This window comes from Gordonia westfalica (assembly GCF_900105725.1).
Lineage (GTDB): Bacteria > Actinomycetota > Actinomycetes > Mycobacteriales > Mycobacteriaceae > Gordonia > Gordonia westfalica.
In genome coordinates this window covers 220871-237069 of the sequence record NZ_FNLM01000034.1, presented here as the reverse complement: position 1 = coordinate 237069, position 16199 = coordinate 220871, and the positions used below count along the sequence as shown (strand labels likewise).

General features: G+C 65.9%; 14 protein-coding genes and 1 pseudogene. 4 read left to right on the top strand and 11 right to left on the bottom strand.

The window, feature by feature from the left end:
* The first annotated feature begins 1 nt into the window (after nt 1).
* The gene (gene arsA, locus BLU62_RS06400) at nt 2-1786 is read left to right on the top strand and encodes an arsenical pump-driving ATPase (protein ID WP_074848794.1); all 1785 of its coding nucleotides are present in this window, start codon (nt 2-4) and stop codon (nt 1784-1786) included.
* Here arsA and BLU62_RS06395 read toward each other — a convergent pair.
* The 7 genes and pseudogenes from BLU62_RS06395 to BLU62_RS06365 all read right to left on the bottom strand — a co-directional run bounded on the left by BLU62_RS06395 (nt 1783) and on the right by BLU62_RS06365 (nt 9886).
* Nucleotides 1783-4029 carry a tyrosine-type recombinase/integrase gene (locus BLU62_RS06395; RefSeq protein ID WP_159441548.1) on the bottom strand — a complete coding sequence of 749 codons (2247 nt, stop codon included), beginning with the start codon at nt 4027-4029 and terminating at the stop codon, nt 1783-1785. The two genes, arsA and BLU62_RS06395, sit on opposite strands and share 4 nt — an antisense overlap.
* Nucleotides 4030-4117: 88 nt before the next feature.
* Nucleotides 4118-5299 carry a tyrosine-type recombinase/integrase gene (locus BLU62_RS06390; RefSeq protein ID WP_208863606.1) on the bottom strand — a complete coding sequence of 394 codons (1182 nt, stop codon included), beginning with the start codon at nt 5297-5299 and terminating at the stop codon, nt 4118-4120.
* A gap of 137 nt (nt 5300-5436) precedes the next feature.
* Nucleotides 5437-6055 (bottom strand): annotated as a pseudogene (locus BLU62_RS06385) (cation transporter); the annotation flags it as partial.
* Between the two features lie 61 nt (nt 6056-6116).
* Nucleotides 6117-7076 carry a hypothetical protein gene (locus BLU62_RS06380; RefSeq protein WP_024499316.1) on the bottom strand — a complete coding sequence of 320 codons (960 nt, stop codon included), beginning with the start codon at nt 7074-7076 and terminating at the stop codon, nt 6117-6119.
* 92 nt (nt 7077-7168) lie between these two features.
* A complete protein-coding gene (locus tag BLU62_RS06375) occupies nt 7169-7375 on the bottom strand; it encodes a heavy-metal-associated domain-containing protein (RefSeq protein WP_074848791.1) in 207 nt (68 codons plus the stop codon).
* A 102-nt stretch (nt 7376-7477) separates the two neighbouring features.
* On the bottom strand, nt 7478-8746 hold the full coding sequence (locus tag BLU62_RS06370; RefSeq protein WP_074848790.1) for an MFS transporter: 1269 nt from the start codon (nt 8744-8746) through the stop codon (nt 7478-7480).
* A gap of 3 nt (nt 8747-8749) precedes the next feature.
* Nucleotides 8750-9886, bottom strand: a complete 1137-nt coding sequence (locus tag BLU62_RS06365; protein ID WP_005180004.1) for a PLP-dependent cysteine synthase family protein — start codon at nt 9884-9886, stop codon at nt 8750-8752.
* 243 nt (nt 9887-10129) lie between these two features.
* Here BLU62_RS06365 and BLU62_RS06360 point away from each other — a divergent pair, with 243 nt between their 5' ends.
* The 3 genes from BLU62_RS06360 to BLU62_RS06350 are packed head-to-tail and all read left to right on the top strand — an operon-like array spanning nt 10130 to nt 12514.
* Nucleotides 10130-10864 (top strand): response regulator transcription factor, encoded by a 735-nt coding sequence (locus tag BLU62_RS06360; RefSeq protein WP_005180009.1) that lies wholly within the window; start codon nt 10130-10132, stop codon nt 10862-10864.
* Nucleotides 10854-12086, top strand: a complete 1233-nt coding sequence (locus BLU62_RS06355) for a sensor histidine kinase (protein ID WP_005195289.1) — start codon at nt 10854-10856, stop codon at nt 12084-12086. Before BLU62_RS06360 ends, BLU62_RS06355 begins: the two co-directional genes overlap by 11 nt.
* Nucleotides 12087-12133: 47 nt before the next feature.
* Nucleotides 12134-12514 (top strand): BlaI/MecI/CopY family transcriptional regulator, encoded by a 381-nt coding sequence (locus BLU62_RS06350; protein ID WP_005180013.1) that lies wholly within the window; start codon nt 12134-12136, stop codon nt 12512-12514.
* A 53-nt stretch (nt 12515-12567) separates the two neighbouring features.
* Here the strand turns inward: BLU62_RS06350 and BLU62_RS06345 are convergent, their stop codons facing one another.
* The 4 genes from BLU62_RS06345 to BLU62_RS06330 all read right to left on the bottom strand — a co-directional run bounded on the left by BLU62_RS06345 (nt 12568) and on the right by BLU62_RS06330 (nt 15964).
* Entirely contained in the window at nt 12568-12897 is a 330-nt protein-coding gene (locus tag BLU62_RS06345; protein ID WP_074848789.1) for a hypothetical protein, read from the bottom strand.
* A gap of 27 nt (nt 12898-12924) precedes the next feature.
* Nucleotides 12925-13368 carry a hypothetical protein gene (locus BLU62_RS06340; RefSeq protein WP_244278085.1) on the bottom strand — a complete coding sequence of 148 codons (444 nt, stop codon included), beginning with the start codon at nt 13366-13368 and terminating at the stop codon, nt 12925-12927.
* Between the two features lie 506 nt (nt 13369-13874).
* On the bottom strand, nt 13875-14825 hold the full coding sequence (locus BLU62_RS06335; protein ID WP_005195278.1) for a tyrosine-type recombinase/integrase: 951 nt from the start codon (nt 14823-14825) through the stop codon (nt 13875-13877).
* Nucleotides 14826-14992: 167 nt separating this feature from the next.
* Nucleotides 14993-15964, bottom strand: coding sequence for a dihydrolipoyl dehydrogenase family protein (locus BLU62_RS06330; protein ID WP_236577746.1), 972 nt, complete (start codon nt 15962-15964; stop codon nt 14993-14995).
* Nucleotides 15965-16199 lie beyond the last annotated feature (235 nt).

The following is a 16199-nucleotide window of genomic DNA, read 5'->3' as shown; positions in this document are numbered from 1 at the left end:
CATGAAGTTCCTCGACGGTGCACCGCGGTTCCTGTTCTTCACCGGCAAGGGTGGGGTCGGGAAGACCTCGATCGCCTGCGCCTCCGCCGTCGCCCTCACCCGCGAGGGCAAGAAGGTCCTGCTCGTGAGCACCGACCCCGCCTCCAACGTGGGGCAGGTCTTCGGGCTGAGCATCGGCAACACAATCACCGACGTCCCTGCCGTCCCGGGACTCTCGGCGCTCGAGATCGACCCCGAACAGGCCGCCGACGCGTACCGCGAACGCATCATCGGCCCCGTCCGTGGGCTGCTCCCCGAGAAGGAACTCGCGTCGATCACCGAACAGCTCTCCGGGTCGTGCACCACCGAGATCGCCTCGTTCAACGAGTTCACCGCGCTGCTGACCGACGAGACCACGATCGCCGGGTTTGACCACGTCCTGTTCGACACCGCCCCCACCGGCCACACAATCCGGTTGCTGCAGCTGCCCGGGTCGTGGACCGAATTCCTCGACGACGGCAAGGGCGACGCCTCCTGCCTGGGCCCGCTGTCCGGGCTCGAGAAGCAACGCACCATCTACGCCGGCGCCGTCGCCGCCCTGGCCGACCCGCAGCGTACCCGCCTGGTCCTGGTCGCCCGGCCGCAGCGGTCCCCGCTGGCCGAGATCGCCCGCACCCACACCGAACTCGCCGACATCGGACTGACCGAGCAGCACGTCGTCATCAACGGTGTCCTCCCCGCCCCCGACCGCAGCGACGCCTTGGCCTCCGCGATCTACGACCGCGAACAGGCCGCCCTCGCCGCCCTACCGGGCGACCTGCGGAAGCTGCCCCTCGACCAGGTCGAGCTCAAGGCCACCAGCATGGTCGGCATCGACGCCCTGGGCACCCTGTTCATCACCGAGTCGAACACCGCACCGGCACAGGCCGATTCCGAGACCGCTGCCGCCGTGCCGGAAGCGCCGCTGTCCGCGCTCGTCGACGAACTCGCCGCCGACGACCACGGCCTGATCATGTGCATGGGCAAGGGCGGGGTCGGGAAGACCACCATCGCCGCCGCCGTGGCCGTCGCGCTCGCCGAGCGCGGCCACCAGGTGCACCTGACCACCACCGACCCGGCCGCGCACCTCACCGACACCCTCGCCGGCAACCTCGAGAACCTGACCGTCTCGCGGATCGATCCGGCTGAGGCTACCGCCGCGTACCGGGACCGGGTCCTGACCAGCAAGGGCGCCGCCCTCGACGAGCAGGGCCGCGCCAACCTCGCCGAGGACCTCAAGTCCCCGTGCACCGAGGAAGTCGCTGTCTTCCAGGCCTTCTCCCGCATCATCCACGAATCCCGCCGGCACTTCGTCGTCGTCGACACCGCCCCCACCGGCCACACCTTGCTCCTGCTCGATGCGACCGGCTCCTACCACCGCGAGATCGCCCGGCAGATGGGCGAGAACACGAACTTCACCACCCCACTGATGCGGCTGCAGAATCCCGACGAGACCAAGATCCTCATCGTCACCCTCGCCGAAACCACACCCCGCCTCGAAGCCGAAACACTGCACGCCGACCTCGAACGCGCCGGGATCCACCCGTGGGCCTGGGTGGTCAACAACTCGATCGCTGCAGCTCACCCGACATCACCGCTGCTCCGACGGCGTGCCGGGACAGAAGTCGTCGAGATCAGCTCCATCACCAGCACACACAACCGGAGTGCGATCGTGCCGATGCTGGCCACTGAACCTGTAGGGATCAACGCACTGAATGCACTGACCCGCCCGTCCGAGACGACCCAGTCGAACCTCCCGCCGACCTAGAATCTCCCGCACCACTGGAACTTGGTCTGGTCATCCAATTCCCGACGTTCTTTTGAACTTCGGCGTGCCGCTGGTTCACTGAACGACCGTCTCGCCCTGAGCGGATCAGCGAGCCGACGGGATACCCAAGTCGGCCAGGCCTGTTCGGCCGTACGGGCCCGATCGGTCGAGGACCGTGAGCTTGCGGATCGCCGCGTCTCGGCTGGTCTCGAGCCCTTAAATTTCGCCGAGCCACCCGTTTGTTCGCGCTTCAGCGATCCGTAGGGGCGACCGCAGGTGCCGAGTTCAAGCTGTCGGGTCGCGAAGTGCTGCTCGAACTCAGCCCACTCTGTATCGGTGGGTTCCCGGTACTCGACGGCGGGGCGCATCGCTCGACGGTGGTCGAGGTAACGGCGGTAGGACCCGATCAGCTCATCCTGGAAAACCGCGACGTACCCCTGCGTGGTGGTGATGTTGGCGTGTCCGAGGAGCTTGGCGGCGATGTGGACCGGGAGTCCGCCCGTAACCGCGTCCGTGGCGAACAATCGCCGGAAGTCGTGCGGTGTGAAGTGCAACGGCTCGCCGGCCGCGTCACGAAGGCCGATGCGCTCGATCGCCTCTTCGAGAAGGCGTCGCAGGGTTCCGTACCCGATCACTGAACGTCGGTGCCCGTTGCGGCACTGGAAGAGGTGCGGAAGCGCTGGACCTGTCGTCCGCTCATGCTTGTCGTATCTGGCGACCAGCGGGATCACTCCATCGTTCTCACCGCGTAGTCGAGTGATAATCGAGGCGAGGACGCTGGCGAGTTCGGGGCTGACGAGCAGCAGGCGCTCCTCGTTGCTCTTCGAGGGAAGAATCTGCAGAAGTGGCACCGTCTCGCCCGTATCCGGCGGCCTGTAGGTGACGAGTGCGAGGTGAGTGAGTTCGCCGAGCTCTTCCACTCGTATTCCGGTGTGGCGCAGTGTCTCGATAACAGCCCAGGTCCAGAAGGCGTCGTCTTCCTCCTTGACGACGTCGATGCGCCGGCCCGCTGGATCGATGACGTGAACGAACGTCGTGTTGCCGTTGACGCGTCGCTTGTCGCTGGGGTCGACCCTGCGGTATTTCGTTGCGCGGTACTCGAACTCTTCGCCGGGTTGGGCCCTCCGCGCATGGTCGAGAAGCGCCGCCCGGTCTTCGCGATGGTCGTTTGCGCTGTCCACGAGACGGTCGAGATGTGGAAGCCGAGTGCGGACGCGTTGGTGCATCCGGGCTTGTCGGGTGCGCTTGGCCTTCTCGATTCCCTTTGTGTCCATACGGTGCACGGGAGACGGAGCCGCCCACGGAGCCCAATAGGGATCCGCGAGGGCCCACTCCTGGATGTCGAGGTAGAACGCGCGCACAACCATCAGCACGTCCAGGTAATTCAGCCGCGGTCTGGTGGACCCATCTCGATTCGTGACGGTACGCAAGCGCAGCTTCCAATCTCGCGCGGCATTGTCGCTGAGGTGCAGGGAGTCGACACCCGGATGGTGGGCTTCGATATCAGCCCAGAAGGAGCCGAGTAGGCGGGCTGTTGAGTCGAAGGAGGTGTAGTCCAGCGCTGGCTTCCTCTCGTTGAGATAGCGAACGAGGAGATCCCGGATAGCCGAGTTCTGGATGGCGAATCGGTCGATGATCTGTTCGGCGCTGCGCTGGCCGACTCTCAGACACGTCAGCAGGTCGTTGTCGGGAATGGGGGCAATCCCGCGGACGAGATCCCAGGCCGCGTGGACGCCGTTCGGGTTGGACCCGTTGGAGTGCCGGTTGTCTGCAAGATAGTCGGTGAAGTCATGTAGCTGCAGTTGGTTGAGGTCTCGGCCGGTTGCCAGGACCATCTTGCTCAACACCAACCGCGCTTCGCGGAACTGGTACGCCGTCAGTTTGGCGCGCGGTGCGTTGGCGGCGATGCGTTCCCAGAGATCGGGGCGGAGCCTCTCTCGAACCGTCTCGTACAGGCTTCGTGCCCTGTATGCGCGCAGGAACGCGTAGTCGACGATCACCACTCGATGGATGAGGAGCGCCGGCACTGTGTCGATCACGTTCCTGCGGGCGACTCCGCGCGCCGAGAGATGCTCGGTCATGGTGGTGATCCAGCTCGGGTAGTCGTTCCCCGATGCGGCTGACCACCGCTCTTGCCAGCCGGTTCCGGGGAATGTGGAGAGCCACTCGAGGATGCCGCGCAGCGCGATCGCGGCCCGCTCGCCGCGTACCGGGTGATTCCGCCAGCGAAGGTCTGCCTCCACGGCGGCAAGCACCTCATCGATCGAGTGGCCGTCGTGGTGTCCGTGAACGCGCTCGGGCGGACGGTCACTGAGGGAGTTGCCACTGTCGTCAGCACAGATCCTCACCGCCAAACAGAACAGACATGTCATGGTCCCGGTATCCCAGCGACTTCCCCGCGAGGGGGTGTGGTGGTGAAGGCCTGCTCAGGTGCTCGAGTACACGCGACGCCACCTGGACATCTGATTCGTGCAGGTACACCTGGACGGTCGTGGCGATTTGTCGGTGGCCGAGGATTGTCTGAACGTCACGGAGCGAGAGCTTCGAGTCGTCGGCCATACGTCGTGCGGCAGTGTGCCGCAGATCGTGCATGCTCCAGTTGGTTCCGAGCGCGACGTTGGTGCGACGGAAGACGCCTCGGAGCGTTTCGTAGTTCATCGGTTGGCGGGACGCACCAGCCCGACGATTGCGGACGCGAAGGGTCCACCACAGTGGGGCGTTCGGTTGCACATCATCGATCTCGGACAGATACAGGCGGAGCCACAGCAGCGCCTCCGCGCTCACAGGTAGCCATTGTTCGTCCCGTGAACCTTTACGAGTCACCCGCACCAACTGCTCGCCCCAGTCGACGTCGGCCATCCGCATCCCGAGGATCTCCCCAGCTCGGGCACCATTGCTGACCGCCATCGACAGCAGTGCCCTGTCGCGATTGGAGGTGAGCGCACCGAAGAGCCGAACCCATTCCGGATCGGGAAGGACCCTCGGACGACGTTTCGGTATGGGCGGGTTGTAGCGAAGCCGGCCGTCGGTTCGGAATGATTCGAGGGGGTTGTGGTGCGCATGGGCGCGCCGGCTCGCGTTGCGCAACTGGACTGGGTTTACCAGGGGCCCAGTCCCTTCGATGATGGCCCATTCGTAGAAGGTGCGCAGCACCGCATTGCTGTGGCGGATGGTCCGCGGCTTGTAGCGGTCGTCGAGGTACTGCTTGCGTGTGACGGCGTTGATCGTGCCCGCGGTCGAGACGGACACGGTCCGCCGACCACTTTCCGGCTTGATGGCATCAGACAACCAGAGAACGAACTCGCGCAGGTCTTCTTGTGTGGCACGGTTCCACGGCCGGTCGATCACACGCAACCAGCGCCACCATCGCAGCAGGTCATACGCATAGCTCCGAACCGTCCCGGCGCGGTGACCACGAGTGACCAACTCCTTCAGAAACTCGCCGACCGGCTCGATCTCACGATCGTCCGGTCCAACCAGAGACCAGAACGGAACCCCATCTACTGGGTTCACACGGCCCAGGCCGGAAGCCTCGTCGGCACACCCTTCGCGTCTTCACGGTTCACGGACACTCCCTTCAACAGTGCCCTCGACAATGACCACGCTGACCGCCCCCGCCTCGATCGTCCTCGGCGTGTCCGAACTTAGTCCGGTCAACATCCCGTGGGTCGTGCCTGGTTGTCCGGCGGTGCCGAAGAACAACGCATACAACGACCACAACAGCGCCGCGGTGGTGCCGACCGAGATGAGGGTGTCCATGGTGGCCGCACCGTGGCGCAGGTTGAGCAACGCGGCGCCATGAAACGGCCATGCCGCCCACACGATCACTGGCGCGGCCAACGTCAACGACGCCCACTGCCAGTAGGTGAACTGCAACGCCGGGACCATTGCCAGCGCGATCACCGGTACCGAGAGAACCACCGCACCGATCAGTCGGTGACGCAAGGCCACGAGCTCCCCGTCGTCGTCCGAAGGGTCATCGTCGGGGGCGGCACCTTTGGTGGGAGTGGCGGGCAGCGCAGCGTGGTATCCGGCCTGTTCGATGGTCTCGATCAGCAGGTGTGGGTCGACACCGGCGGGTGCGCTGACGTGAGCTTTTTCGGTGGCGTAGTTCACCGAGGCGCTCACTCCGTCGAGTTTGTTCAGTGTGCGTTCGATGCGTGCCGCGCACGATGCACACGTCATGCCCGACACGGCGAGTTCGATATCGACGGCGCCTGTCTGCTCGGCGGTGGCCGCAGGTGGGTGGATCGGAGCTGAGGTGGTCATGGGGGGTTCCTCGTTGGGTGAATGCCTCGGCGCAGTGCCCCGGGTGGCGCTGGTCAGCGAGTTAGTGTCCGGCGTGCGGATCGGCCGAGGGGGCCGTGGAGTCAGGTGTCGGGGCCGGGGCGCCGGTGGGGACGTCGAGAACGAAGGTGGCGGTATGCACAGCGCCCTGGACCTGGAAGTCGAGGTAGAGCAGATAGCGGCCCGGGGTGGGGGCGGTGGTGGCGAAGCGGACCTGTGGTCCCGCGAGTTGACCGGCGGTTGGTGCCGCGCCTTCTGGGTGAACATGCAGGTAGGCCAGGTCACCCTGTCGCAGGGCCACCAAGTGACCGAAAGCGCCCAGATACGGCTGCAGGGTGGTGACTGGTTGTCCTGCTCGGCGCACGGTGACGGTCAGTTCGGACTCGGCTCCAGCGCGCAGGTGCCCGGCCAGTTCGATGTCGAACCCGTCGACGGGTGACTGTCGTGATTCGGCGGCGGGTGGGGCCGGCTGGTAGTCACCGCTGACTTCGACGGTGCTGGTGAGGGTGAGGGGTTGGCCGGTGGCGGCGGGCACGAAGTCGGCGTAGATCCGGTAGCTGCCTCCCGTCGCCCACTGCCAGGGCAGCGTCCAGCGCCCTTCGGGCGAGAGAGTGGGGTGCACGTGTCGGAAGTGGGTGCCATCCGCGCGGACGACGATCAGGTGCAGCTGCTTGTCGTGCTCGGCGGCGAAGTCGGTGACCGCGGCCCCGGCGGCGTCGAGGATCTCAAAGCTCAGCGGTGCCTGCACCCCGGACGCATGGGGTGCCACCACATTCCCCAGGATGAAGCCGGCTGCTGCCATCGAAACTCCGCGAACCTGATCGGCCCCCGGAGACGAGGCGGATGTTCGCGACTGTGGTGCAGCATTGTGATCGGCATGGGCGGACTCAGCCGGGGAGGTCGACGCCCTGTCGGGAGCGACACCAGCGGCGATGGCGTACGCCGCAGCGAAAACTATCAGCAGGGCCGCGGCGAAGACGCCGAGCTTGGTTGGAACATTCATCGCTGGATTCCTGTCATCGGTGGTGGCGACACCCACGCCGCCCGGGAGAGGCTGAAGTCGCCAGTGGGGCAGACACTTCAGCCCCCCATCGGCTACTGCGCCAGGTGGTAGCCGGCCTCTTCGATCGCGCCGCGGATCGCGTCGGGCTCGATCGGGGCCGAGCTGGAGATGGTGACGTGCCCGCTGGCCAAGTCGACGTCGACGTCAGTCACGCCGGCCAGTGCTCCGACTTCTTCACGCACCGACGACGCGCAGTGCCCACACGTCATTCCGGAGACGATCACTGTCGATGTGCTCATGAGATGTGCCCTTTCGGTACAGCAGTGGTGCCGACGACCCTCAGGGGGTCTGTCGCTGTGGCGTCTCGCCACACCACATTCATACCTTACCCCCTAGGGTAATCAATGGGTTGTGGTGGGCTGAGCTTCGGTGGTGGCGGTGAAGCCCAGCCATCCGCGGCGGTGCAACAGCAACAGGGCTGACGCCGCCGCCATGCCGGTGAGGACTAGAGCGATCCACACCAGTTCGGGCATGTCGCGGGTGGTGGCCGCGCTGAACAGCCACCCGGTCGCGGCGTTGCCGAGCAGAATCCCGATCCCGACGATGGTGTTGTAGAGCCCGTAGTGGGTGGCGACAAGCGTGCCGCGGGCCAGTCCCACCACGGTGTCCATTTCGAATGGGAACACTGCTGCGGTGGCGGCGGCGAGCAGAGCTGCGGTGAGTAGCAGGGCGGCGATGTTGAGGGCGATGTTGCGCTGATGCGTTGCGGTGCTGGCGACTAGGGGCAGGAAAGCTGCAGCCATCAGCGTCATTCCCACGCTCAGGCTGCCGGTGCTGCCCCAGCGGTTGCCGAACCATGTGGTGATGCGTAGCTGGCCGGCGATGGCCACCAGACCGGTCACCACGAACATTGCGGTGACAACACTGGTGGCGAGGGTGGGGTTGTCTGCTATGCGGTCGGCATGTAGGGGCAGGGCGAGGTAGACCTGGAAGGACAGCACGTAAGAGCTGGCCATCGCCGCAGCGAAGAGCAGGAATCGCCGGTTACGGACGACGCTGCGCCAGTCCTGAATGATTGAGGTGCTGCTCGGGGCAGGTGTTGTTGCGGGTAGCGCTTTGATCTGCACGAGGGTCAGGACCGCGAAAACTGCTGCCGCACAGAGGGAGGTGAGCCGGAAGTCCAGGGCGGTCAGGGCTAGTCCGACCAGCGGCCCGAGCAGGATCCCGGCCTGGTAGAAGACGTTGAACACGGCGAATGCTTCGATGCGGCGCTCACCGGAGTCGGCGGCCAGGTATGCGCGTACGGCGGGGTTGAACAGCGCCCCGGCGAATCCCGTTGCCGCCGAGGCGATCAGGATCGCCGGCAGCGAACTGGCCAGGGCCAGTAGGACGAATCCGATGACCCGCATCAGGCATCCGGCGATGATGAGCGGTTTGTAACCCCAGCGGTCAGCGAGTGTTCCCCCGATCAGGAACATGCCCTGTTGGGAGAAGTTGCGTATCCCCAGGACCAGGCCCACTGCCCATGCGGCCAGGGCCAGCGGGCCGGCGAGGTAGGCGGCGAGGTAGGGCATGAGCATGTAGAAGCCGAGATTGATGGTGAACTGATTGACCATCAGCACTTGGCTGGGGCGATCGAAGCTGCGGAAACTGCGGTAGAGGCGTCGCATAGATCAGCTCGTGGGCTCGGCGTGCGGCACGCAAGTGGGGTCGATGATGGTAGGGCACCGCGTCCAGCTGCTCGCGACCTGAGTGAGCGGATCGCTGATGGTGCGGGGTTCAGTGGGCGGCGCCGGGGCGCCGATCAGGTCGTGAGCGCGGCAGTACTCATCGTTGTAAATGGTTCCGTAGTAGCGAGCGGGGCCATCGGGGAACACCGCCGCGATGCGCGTATCGGCCGAACGAGTACGCGCCAGCCAGCCCGAGACCAGGGCCACCGCGCCCACGCTCCAGCCGCCGGTGGCGTAATGCGTGGCGGCCAGGGTGCGACATGCCCAGACTGCTTCGGCCGGCGCCACCCAGTGCACCTCACTGAACTGGTCATAGGCAACGTTGCGGGGGTAGATACTCGAGCCGAGTCCCCGCATAATCCGTGACTGTGCCGGCTGGCCGAAAATCGTCGAGCCAATGGTGTCTACGCCCACAACCTCCAGCTCAGGGTTGAACTGCCGCAGAGTATGAGCCACACCGGCTGAGTGCCCACCGGTGCCCACCGAGCACACCAGCACATCGATATGTCGCAGCTGCGCGATCAACTCCACACCCAACGAGCTGTAACCGGTCACGTTGTCGGGGTTGGAATACTGGTCGGGACACCACGCAGCCTCGTCGCGCTCGAGCAGGGTGCGCACGCGGTCGCGGCGGGCTTGTTGCCAACCCCCGACCGGATGGGGATCGCTGACGACATCGACCTGGGCGCCGTATGCGGCGAGCATCTGCCGCAAGATCGGTTCCAGTCCTGGATCGGTCACCAAGGTCACCGGATGCCCGAACACGATGCCCGCTAAAGCCAGGCCTAATCCCAGTGTCCCACTAGTTGATTCGATGATCCGCGCCCCCGGGGCCAGCTCTTCACGGGCGCGGGCGCGTTCCACCATGTGCAGCGCAGGCCGGTCTTTCATACCACCGGGGTTGAAGCCTTCCAGCTTGGCCCAGAAGCCGCGCCCGTGCTCGGCGAAGGGTTCCTCGATGCGCAACACCGGGGTGCCGCCCACCAGCTGACGACTCAGCCCAGCACGGGGCGACGCGGCTTCGGCGGGGAAGGTACTGGCGAATGGATCACTGGTGGTGAGGCTGTAGGAGACAGTCACACGGGCATCCTCTGCGTTGTTGAACAGGACGCCGCCGGGCAGAAATCAGATCATCAGTGTGAGAGGGAACTGTGTCGTAACGTTCCACCCGGCGACACCGCCACCTTGCCCACCGAACCTCAAGGCTGATCGGCAGCGTGGATCAAGATCTGCTCAAGAATGCCCACGAGGTTGGATGATCGTGTAGACCACCGCCACCATAGGAGCGTGCCCCAAGATCGCAACGTCGTCGACGACCTCCATATGCCGGTGGTCCGACCACCGCACGGTCTGCACGCCCTGGTGATCGAAGATGAGCCCGACATTGCCGAAGTCGTTGCTGACTACCTGCAGCGCAGCGGATTCACGGTCACCGTTGCGCCCGACGGCCAGGAGGGAGTCGCCGCCGCACGCACGGCGAGTCCGGCAGTAGTCATCCTCGACCTGGGCTTGCCGTCACTCGATGGCGTCGAGGTCTGTCGACAGTTGCGCACCTTCACCAACGCCTACATCGTGATGGTCACGGCCCGCGCGGACGAAGTCGACACAGTCGTTGGCCTGTCGGTGGGGGCCGATGACTACCTCACGAAACCATTTCGCCCTCGTGAGCTGATGGCGCGCATCGACGCCATGCTGCGCCGACCACGGCCGACCCCAACCGGCGAGTCGCACCCGCGGACGATAGGGGAGCTCACCCTCGACCCTCAGGGTCGTGAAGTCCAGGTGGAGAGCACACCCGTGGAGCTGACTCGGACTGAGTTCGACGTTCTCGAAGCGCTCACGCGGCGGCCCGGTGTTGTGTTCAGTCGAGAGCAACTGCTCACCGAAATCTGGGGACCCGACTGGGTCGGCGATGCCCACGTCGTCGAAGTCCATGTCGCCAGTCTGCGCCGCAAACTCGGTGACAGCGCCGTAGCCGGCCGATTCATCCGCACCGTTCGCGGAGTGGGCTACCGGATGGGTGACGGCCAACCTCGAGGAGCCAGCGATGAACGATGAACGTCGACGGTTACGTATCCCCGGCAGCTTCGGCTCCCGGCTCATGCTCGCTCAAGCTATCGTCATCGCCGGCGGCGGCATCAGCGTCGCGATCGTGGCACTATTCGTGGCTCCACACACCTTCCACGACCACCTCGGCCAAGCTCGCCTCGAGCCAGGGTCAGTTCAGGCCGACCATGTCGAAGCCGCGTTCACTTCCTCGATCGTCGTCTCAATGTCTGTCGCATTGATCACCTCGACGATCCTGGCCACGGCCGTCAGCTGGTTCCTGGCTCGCCGCGTACAACAGTCAGTCGCCAGTGTCGCCCGCTCAGCCGTGGCTATTGGCGCCGGCAACTACCGCACGCGCGTACCCGATCGCCAGCTCGGCACCGAGTTCACCCAGCTCAGCCGAGCTATCAACCAACTTGCACAACGGCTGGATTCACAAGACGACATCCGTAAGCGGATGCTGTCAGACCTTGCCCACGAACTGCGCACCCCACTGACCACCATCGGCGCGATCACCGACGCCATCGAAGACGGAATCCGGGCTCCCGACTCACAGACCTTTGACGTCGTGCGCACCGCCACCACCCGCCTGCAGCGTCTCGCCGAGGACATCGCGACCGTATCCAGCGCCGACGAGCATCAGATGCCCCTCCACCCGGCGACGATCACTGTCAACGAACTGCTCATCGCGACCTACGAAGAAGCCGCCGACCTGTTCACCGACGCCAAAGTCACGCTAGGCATCGTCACCACCGCCGCGCGCGTACACATCCATGTCGACGCCGAACGAATGAGCCAAGTACTGCTCAATCTGCTCACCAACGCGCTGCGACACAGCTCCCCGGGCCAGCGAGTCGTAGTGAAAGCCGACACCGCCCCGGCACACGCGGTGCGCATCAGCGTCGTCGACTGCGGTGACGGCATTCCCCCTCAACACCTTCCACACATCTTCGACCGCTTCTACCGCACCGACTCCTCACGCACCAGAGACGCCGGCGGCAGCGGAATCGGCCTCACCATCGCCCGCTCTATCGTCGAAGACCATGGGGGCACCTTGCTCGCCGAAAGCCTGGGAGCCGGACACGGAGCCACCTTCACCATCACGTTGCCGACCACCACCCGACGTCACATCCACCGCAGCACCCCTGGAACCGAATTCTCCGTGGCCTTCAAACACCGCCCGCGTCGCGGCGCTGCCGATGCGCTCCAACGGGACCAAGCTACTAACTGAGGTAGTCCGTCGTAAGATTGACCCGCATCTAGAGATGGTGGGTGAAAATGACTGGGCTGGGTTCACTGGAACGCGCAGTGATGGACGTGCTGTGGTCAGCCGGTGCGGCGATGTCGGTGCACGACCTAGTCGAGGAACTCCACGACCGCGAACCGGCCTACACCACAGTGCTCACCGTCGTCACCAACCTGCACAAAAAAGGGTTCGTCGGTAGAGAAAAAGTCAGCCGCGCCTACCGGTACTTCCCCATGCAGACCCGTGAAGAGGCCACCTCACGCACCTTGCGTCAGGTCCTCGACGCCAGCGGGGACTCCGCGGCAGTACTGATGCACTTCGCCCAGACCGTGACACCCGCCGAGCGTGAAGTGCTCAGCGAATACCTCACCCTTAAACCTCGCCACACCCGCGGCGGCGGCACCAAAGCCTAAGCCATAGAAACCCTCCGACAAGGGAAACTCCGGCGAGGCCCAGGCCCGACTACTCAACCGGTCGCGCGCCCCTTGACTGCTGGGAGTAGACGCGCCACCAGCGCACCGGCCACACCCGCAGCGAAGGCCGCAGCACTCAGAGCCGACACCCAGTCGTGCACACCCACAGCGGTCAGCACCCGCAGCTCAACCGGATCACCGCGCCCGACTCCTGAGCGGGGGTCGGATGGCACGAGATCCGACGTTCGGAGCAGCATCACCAGCCAGAACGCGGCCACCGCCTCAAACATCACCACAGCAAGACCCACCGCACGGGAGATCGTACGGGCAGGACCGCGCGGGCCGAACCGACCCGCACGCCGCACCGCGACACCGTCAGTCATGCCTCACCACCTCCCCGCACACCCGCATCACACCCCACTTCTACTAACCACCTTCGTATTTTGTGGCCATCGGGCGTGGGCGCCGGGAACGAGGGTCTCGAAGCAATCACCACAGGAGGCCGGCCGGGCCAGGCGGAAGACTATCGCGGCCACCAGACCGAAAATCGCGATCACACTGCCAGTACGGACCCACCTCGGGGGTCGATTGAGCTCTGCCCTCAACGCCAACTCGGCAATCGGATCAGCAGGCACCACATCACCCTCGATCGGCCCGCCCGTGGCGGCGAACACGATGAACACCCACATCGCCGAGGCCATCCACACGAGCGAGTCCACCATCACCGCCAACGACGCGCCGTGCAGACGAGCAGAAGACAGCATGAACGCCCCAACACAGAGCAGCGCCAACACGATAGCCGCCGCGAAAAAGCCCTGGGGAGCAACCACCATCACGCCGCCGGCCGCACTCACAGCAAGCGCACACGAAACGAGCGCCCGCCAAGCCTCCCCACCTCGACCCGGCCGACGGGCAGCGGCGACACCACACGCTACGACCGCACCGAACAGCCCCAAGAGTGCCCCTTGGGCCACAACGCTTGCGATCACCGCGCCTCCAACAGCCATCTTGAAACTAATCCAAATAGTAGTTCAGATGAGCCGGAGGACGCTGAGCGGAGGGGGAGTAGCCCTACCCCATGGATGAACCGAGGCCTCCCGAGGCGAGGAACCCTGGGCCGCGCTCACACCAGTCCCTAAAAGGTGTCTGCCACCCGACTTCGAGAGTGACCGCGCGGTACACGCCAAACTGGCGTGCCCGTAACTGGAAGCGCAACAACCAAGTGCTCTCTGGTATCAGATCTCCTGGCAGGTCCCCGATAGCCGGTCCAGGCAGGGGTCACGGTAGTAATGGCGCAAAAAACAACGAAGTTCGCGTAGTGCCTGGTCAGCGGGTAGACGGACGCTCTTGTTGGTGGCCGCTATCGGTGGCTGCGGTCGGGGCCGATGAGGCTGGTGATGCCGCGCATGGCTGCCGGTGAGGGTTTGAAGTAGCGGCGTAGGTTCTCGGGTTTGCGGTGGCGGGACTTGGCCATCAGCTCCACCAGGCTGGCACCGGCCTCGCCGAGATGCGTCAGGCCGGAATGCCGAAGTTCGTGCAGATCCCAACCGGTGCCGGGCCCATTCGTCGCGGTGGCGGCATCCAGCACGGCGCGGGCCTGGCCGTAGGACAGCCGGGCCAGCCCGGTGTCGGGGCAGATGTCCCGGTCGGCGGCGGCCTTTCCGGGGCCCGGTCGGCGGTGGGTGACGAACAGCGGTCCGCGGGTGCGGCCCTTGGTGAGGCGTGGCAGGAGCCGGGCGGTGCCCGCGTCCCAGTACACGAGCTCGTGCGCGTACTCGTGGTAGGTGGCACCGCGGCGGCGGGTGCGGGGCTTGGCGCCCTTGGACTTCACCGGGCAACACCGCCCGGCCAGATCGAGGTCCTCGATGTTGACCTGGAGCAGTTCCTCGGTGCGGGCGCAGGTTTCGTAGAGCATCCGCCACAGCGTCTTCTCCCGGAGGTCGATGTCGCGGCGGGCGATGAGCCGGTCGATCGCGGTGCGCGAGTGCACCGGGGTGGTGGAGTCCGGTGGAGTGGAGCGTTTCACCCAGGCCGGGACCGCCGGGGCGGTGTGGCCGTGCTCGCGGCACCACGCCAGCCACGACGCGACCGCGGCGCGGCGGGCGTTCCAGGTGTTGACTGCTGAGGAGCCCCACAGGGTTTCGAGGGTTTCACCGATCTCATCGTCGGCGACGTCGGCCAGCCGCCGGGTCTCGCCGAGCGTGGCGGTGGTCTTGTCGACGGCGATGCCGTAGGCGCGGCGGGTGTTCGGGGAGCCGATCGAGTCGAGGAAGCTGTCGCCGGCGGCGCGGACGGTGATCCCGGACGGCACGGTGGTACCTCCCTCACTGGGCTTGCCGCAGATAACAGGTCCGCGTCGCGCACCGCCGGAGCGGAGTCGGCGCAGGCCGGATGTCATGATGCTACAGATAACAGGGTGTTATCCGTGGCAGTCGGAAAATGGCCTCACCCGAGTACCGGGCGATGCTCATGGGGTGTCTATGCGCCGATTTCGCGGTGGACGCCGCCGGCGGCGGTGTTGACCGCTTCGGCGAGGGTGGGGTGGATGTGGATGGCTTGGGCGAGTTGGGTGTAGGTGGCGCCGGTGGTCATGGCGATGACGGCCTCGTGAACGAGGTTCCCGCCGTCGGGTCCGGCGATGTGGCAGCCGAGGATACGGTCGGTGGCGGCGTCGGCGACGAATTTGACCAGGCCGCGGGTGTTGCCGATGGCGCGGGCTTTCACGACGCCGGTGAAGTCCTGGCGCCCGACGACGACGTCGTAGCCGGCGGCGCGGGCGGCAGGTTCGGTGAGCCCGACGGCGCCGACTTCGGGGTCGGTGAACACCGCGTGCGGCACGATGCGCCCGGTTGTGGTGCGGTCCTGGCTTCGGAATATGGTGCGGTAGACGATGTCGGCGTCGTCGCGGGCGGTGTGGGTGAACATGGGCCCGCCGCGCAGATCGCCGAGCGCCCAAACATTTTCGGCGTCGGTGCGCAGGGAGGCGTCGACGGTGAGGAAGCCCTGTGGGTCGGGTTCGAGACCGAGGTACTCGAGGCCGAGATTGTCGCTGTTGGGGGTGCGTCCTGTCGCGATCAGCAGGTGGCTGCCGGTGATGTCGTCGGCTTCGCTGCCGGTGCAGCCGAGCCGGATGTTCCCGGTGGTGCCGGTGGCCGCGGTGCAGGTGGTGCCGGTGAGCACGGTGATGCCGTCGGCGGTCATGCCCTCTCTGACGGCGGCGGAGATGTCGGGGTCCTCGCCGGGCAGCAGCCGGTCGGCGCGTTGGATGAGGGTGACCTCGGAGCCGAATCGCCGGAACATTTGGGCGAACTCGCAGCCGACGTAGCCTCCGCCGACGACGAGCAGATGTGAGGGCAGGTCGGTGAGGTCCAGCAGGGTGCGGGAAGTGAAGTAGGGGACGGTGTCGAGGCCGTCGATGGCGGGGATGGTGATCCGGGTCGGGGCGGACAACACCCCGTGGCCTTACGGGCGCGGCGCCGCAGGGTGTAGCCGACGGCGGCGGCCACGACCAGCACGCCTGCGGCAAGCAGCCACGGGCTGGTCAAGACACCGCCGAGACCGGCGAGCACGCCGCCGGCGATCAGGGCGGGACCGGCGCAGCAGGCGACCATCACCAGCACGCCACCGGCCACTGCGAGCAGACCACCGAACCCGCCCGAGTCGTTGTCGGGTGTGTTCATCGCCT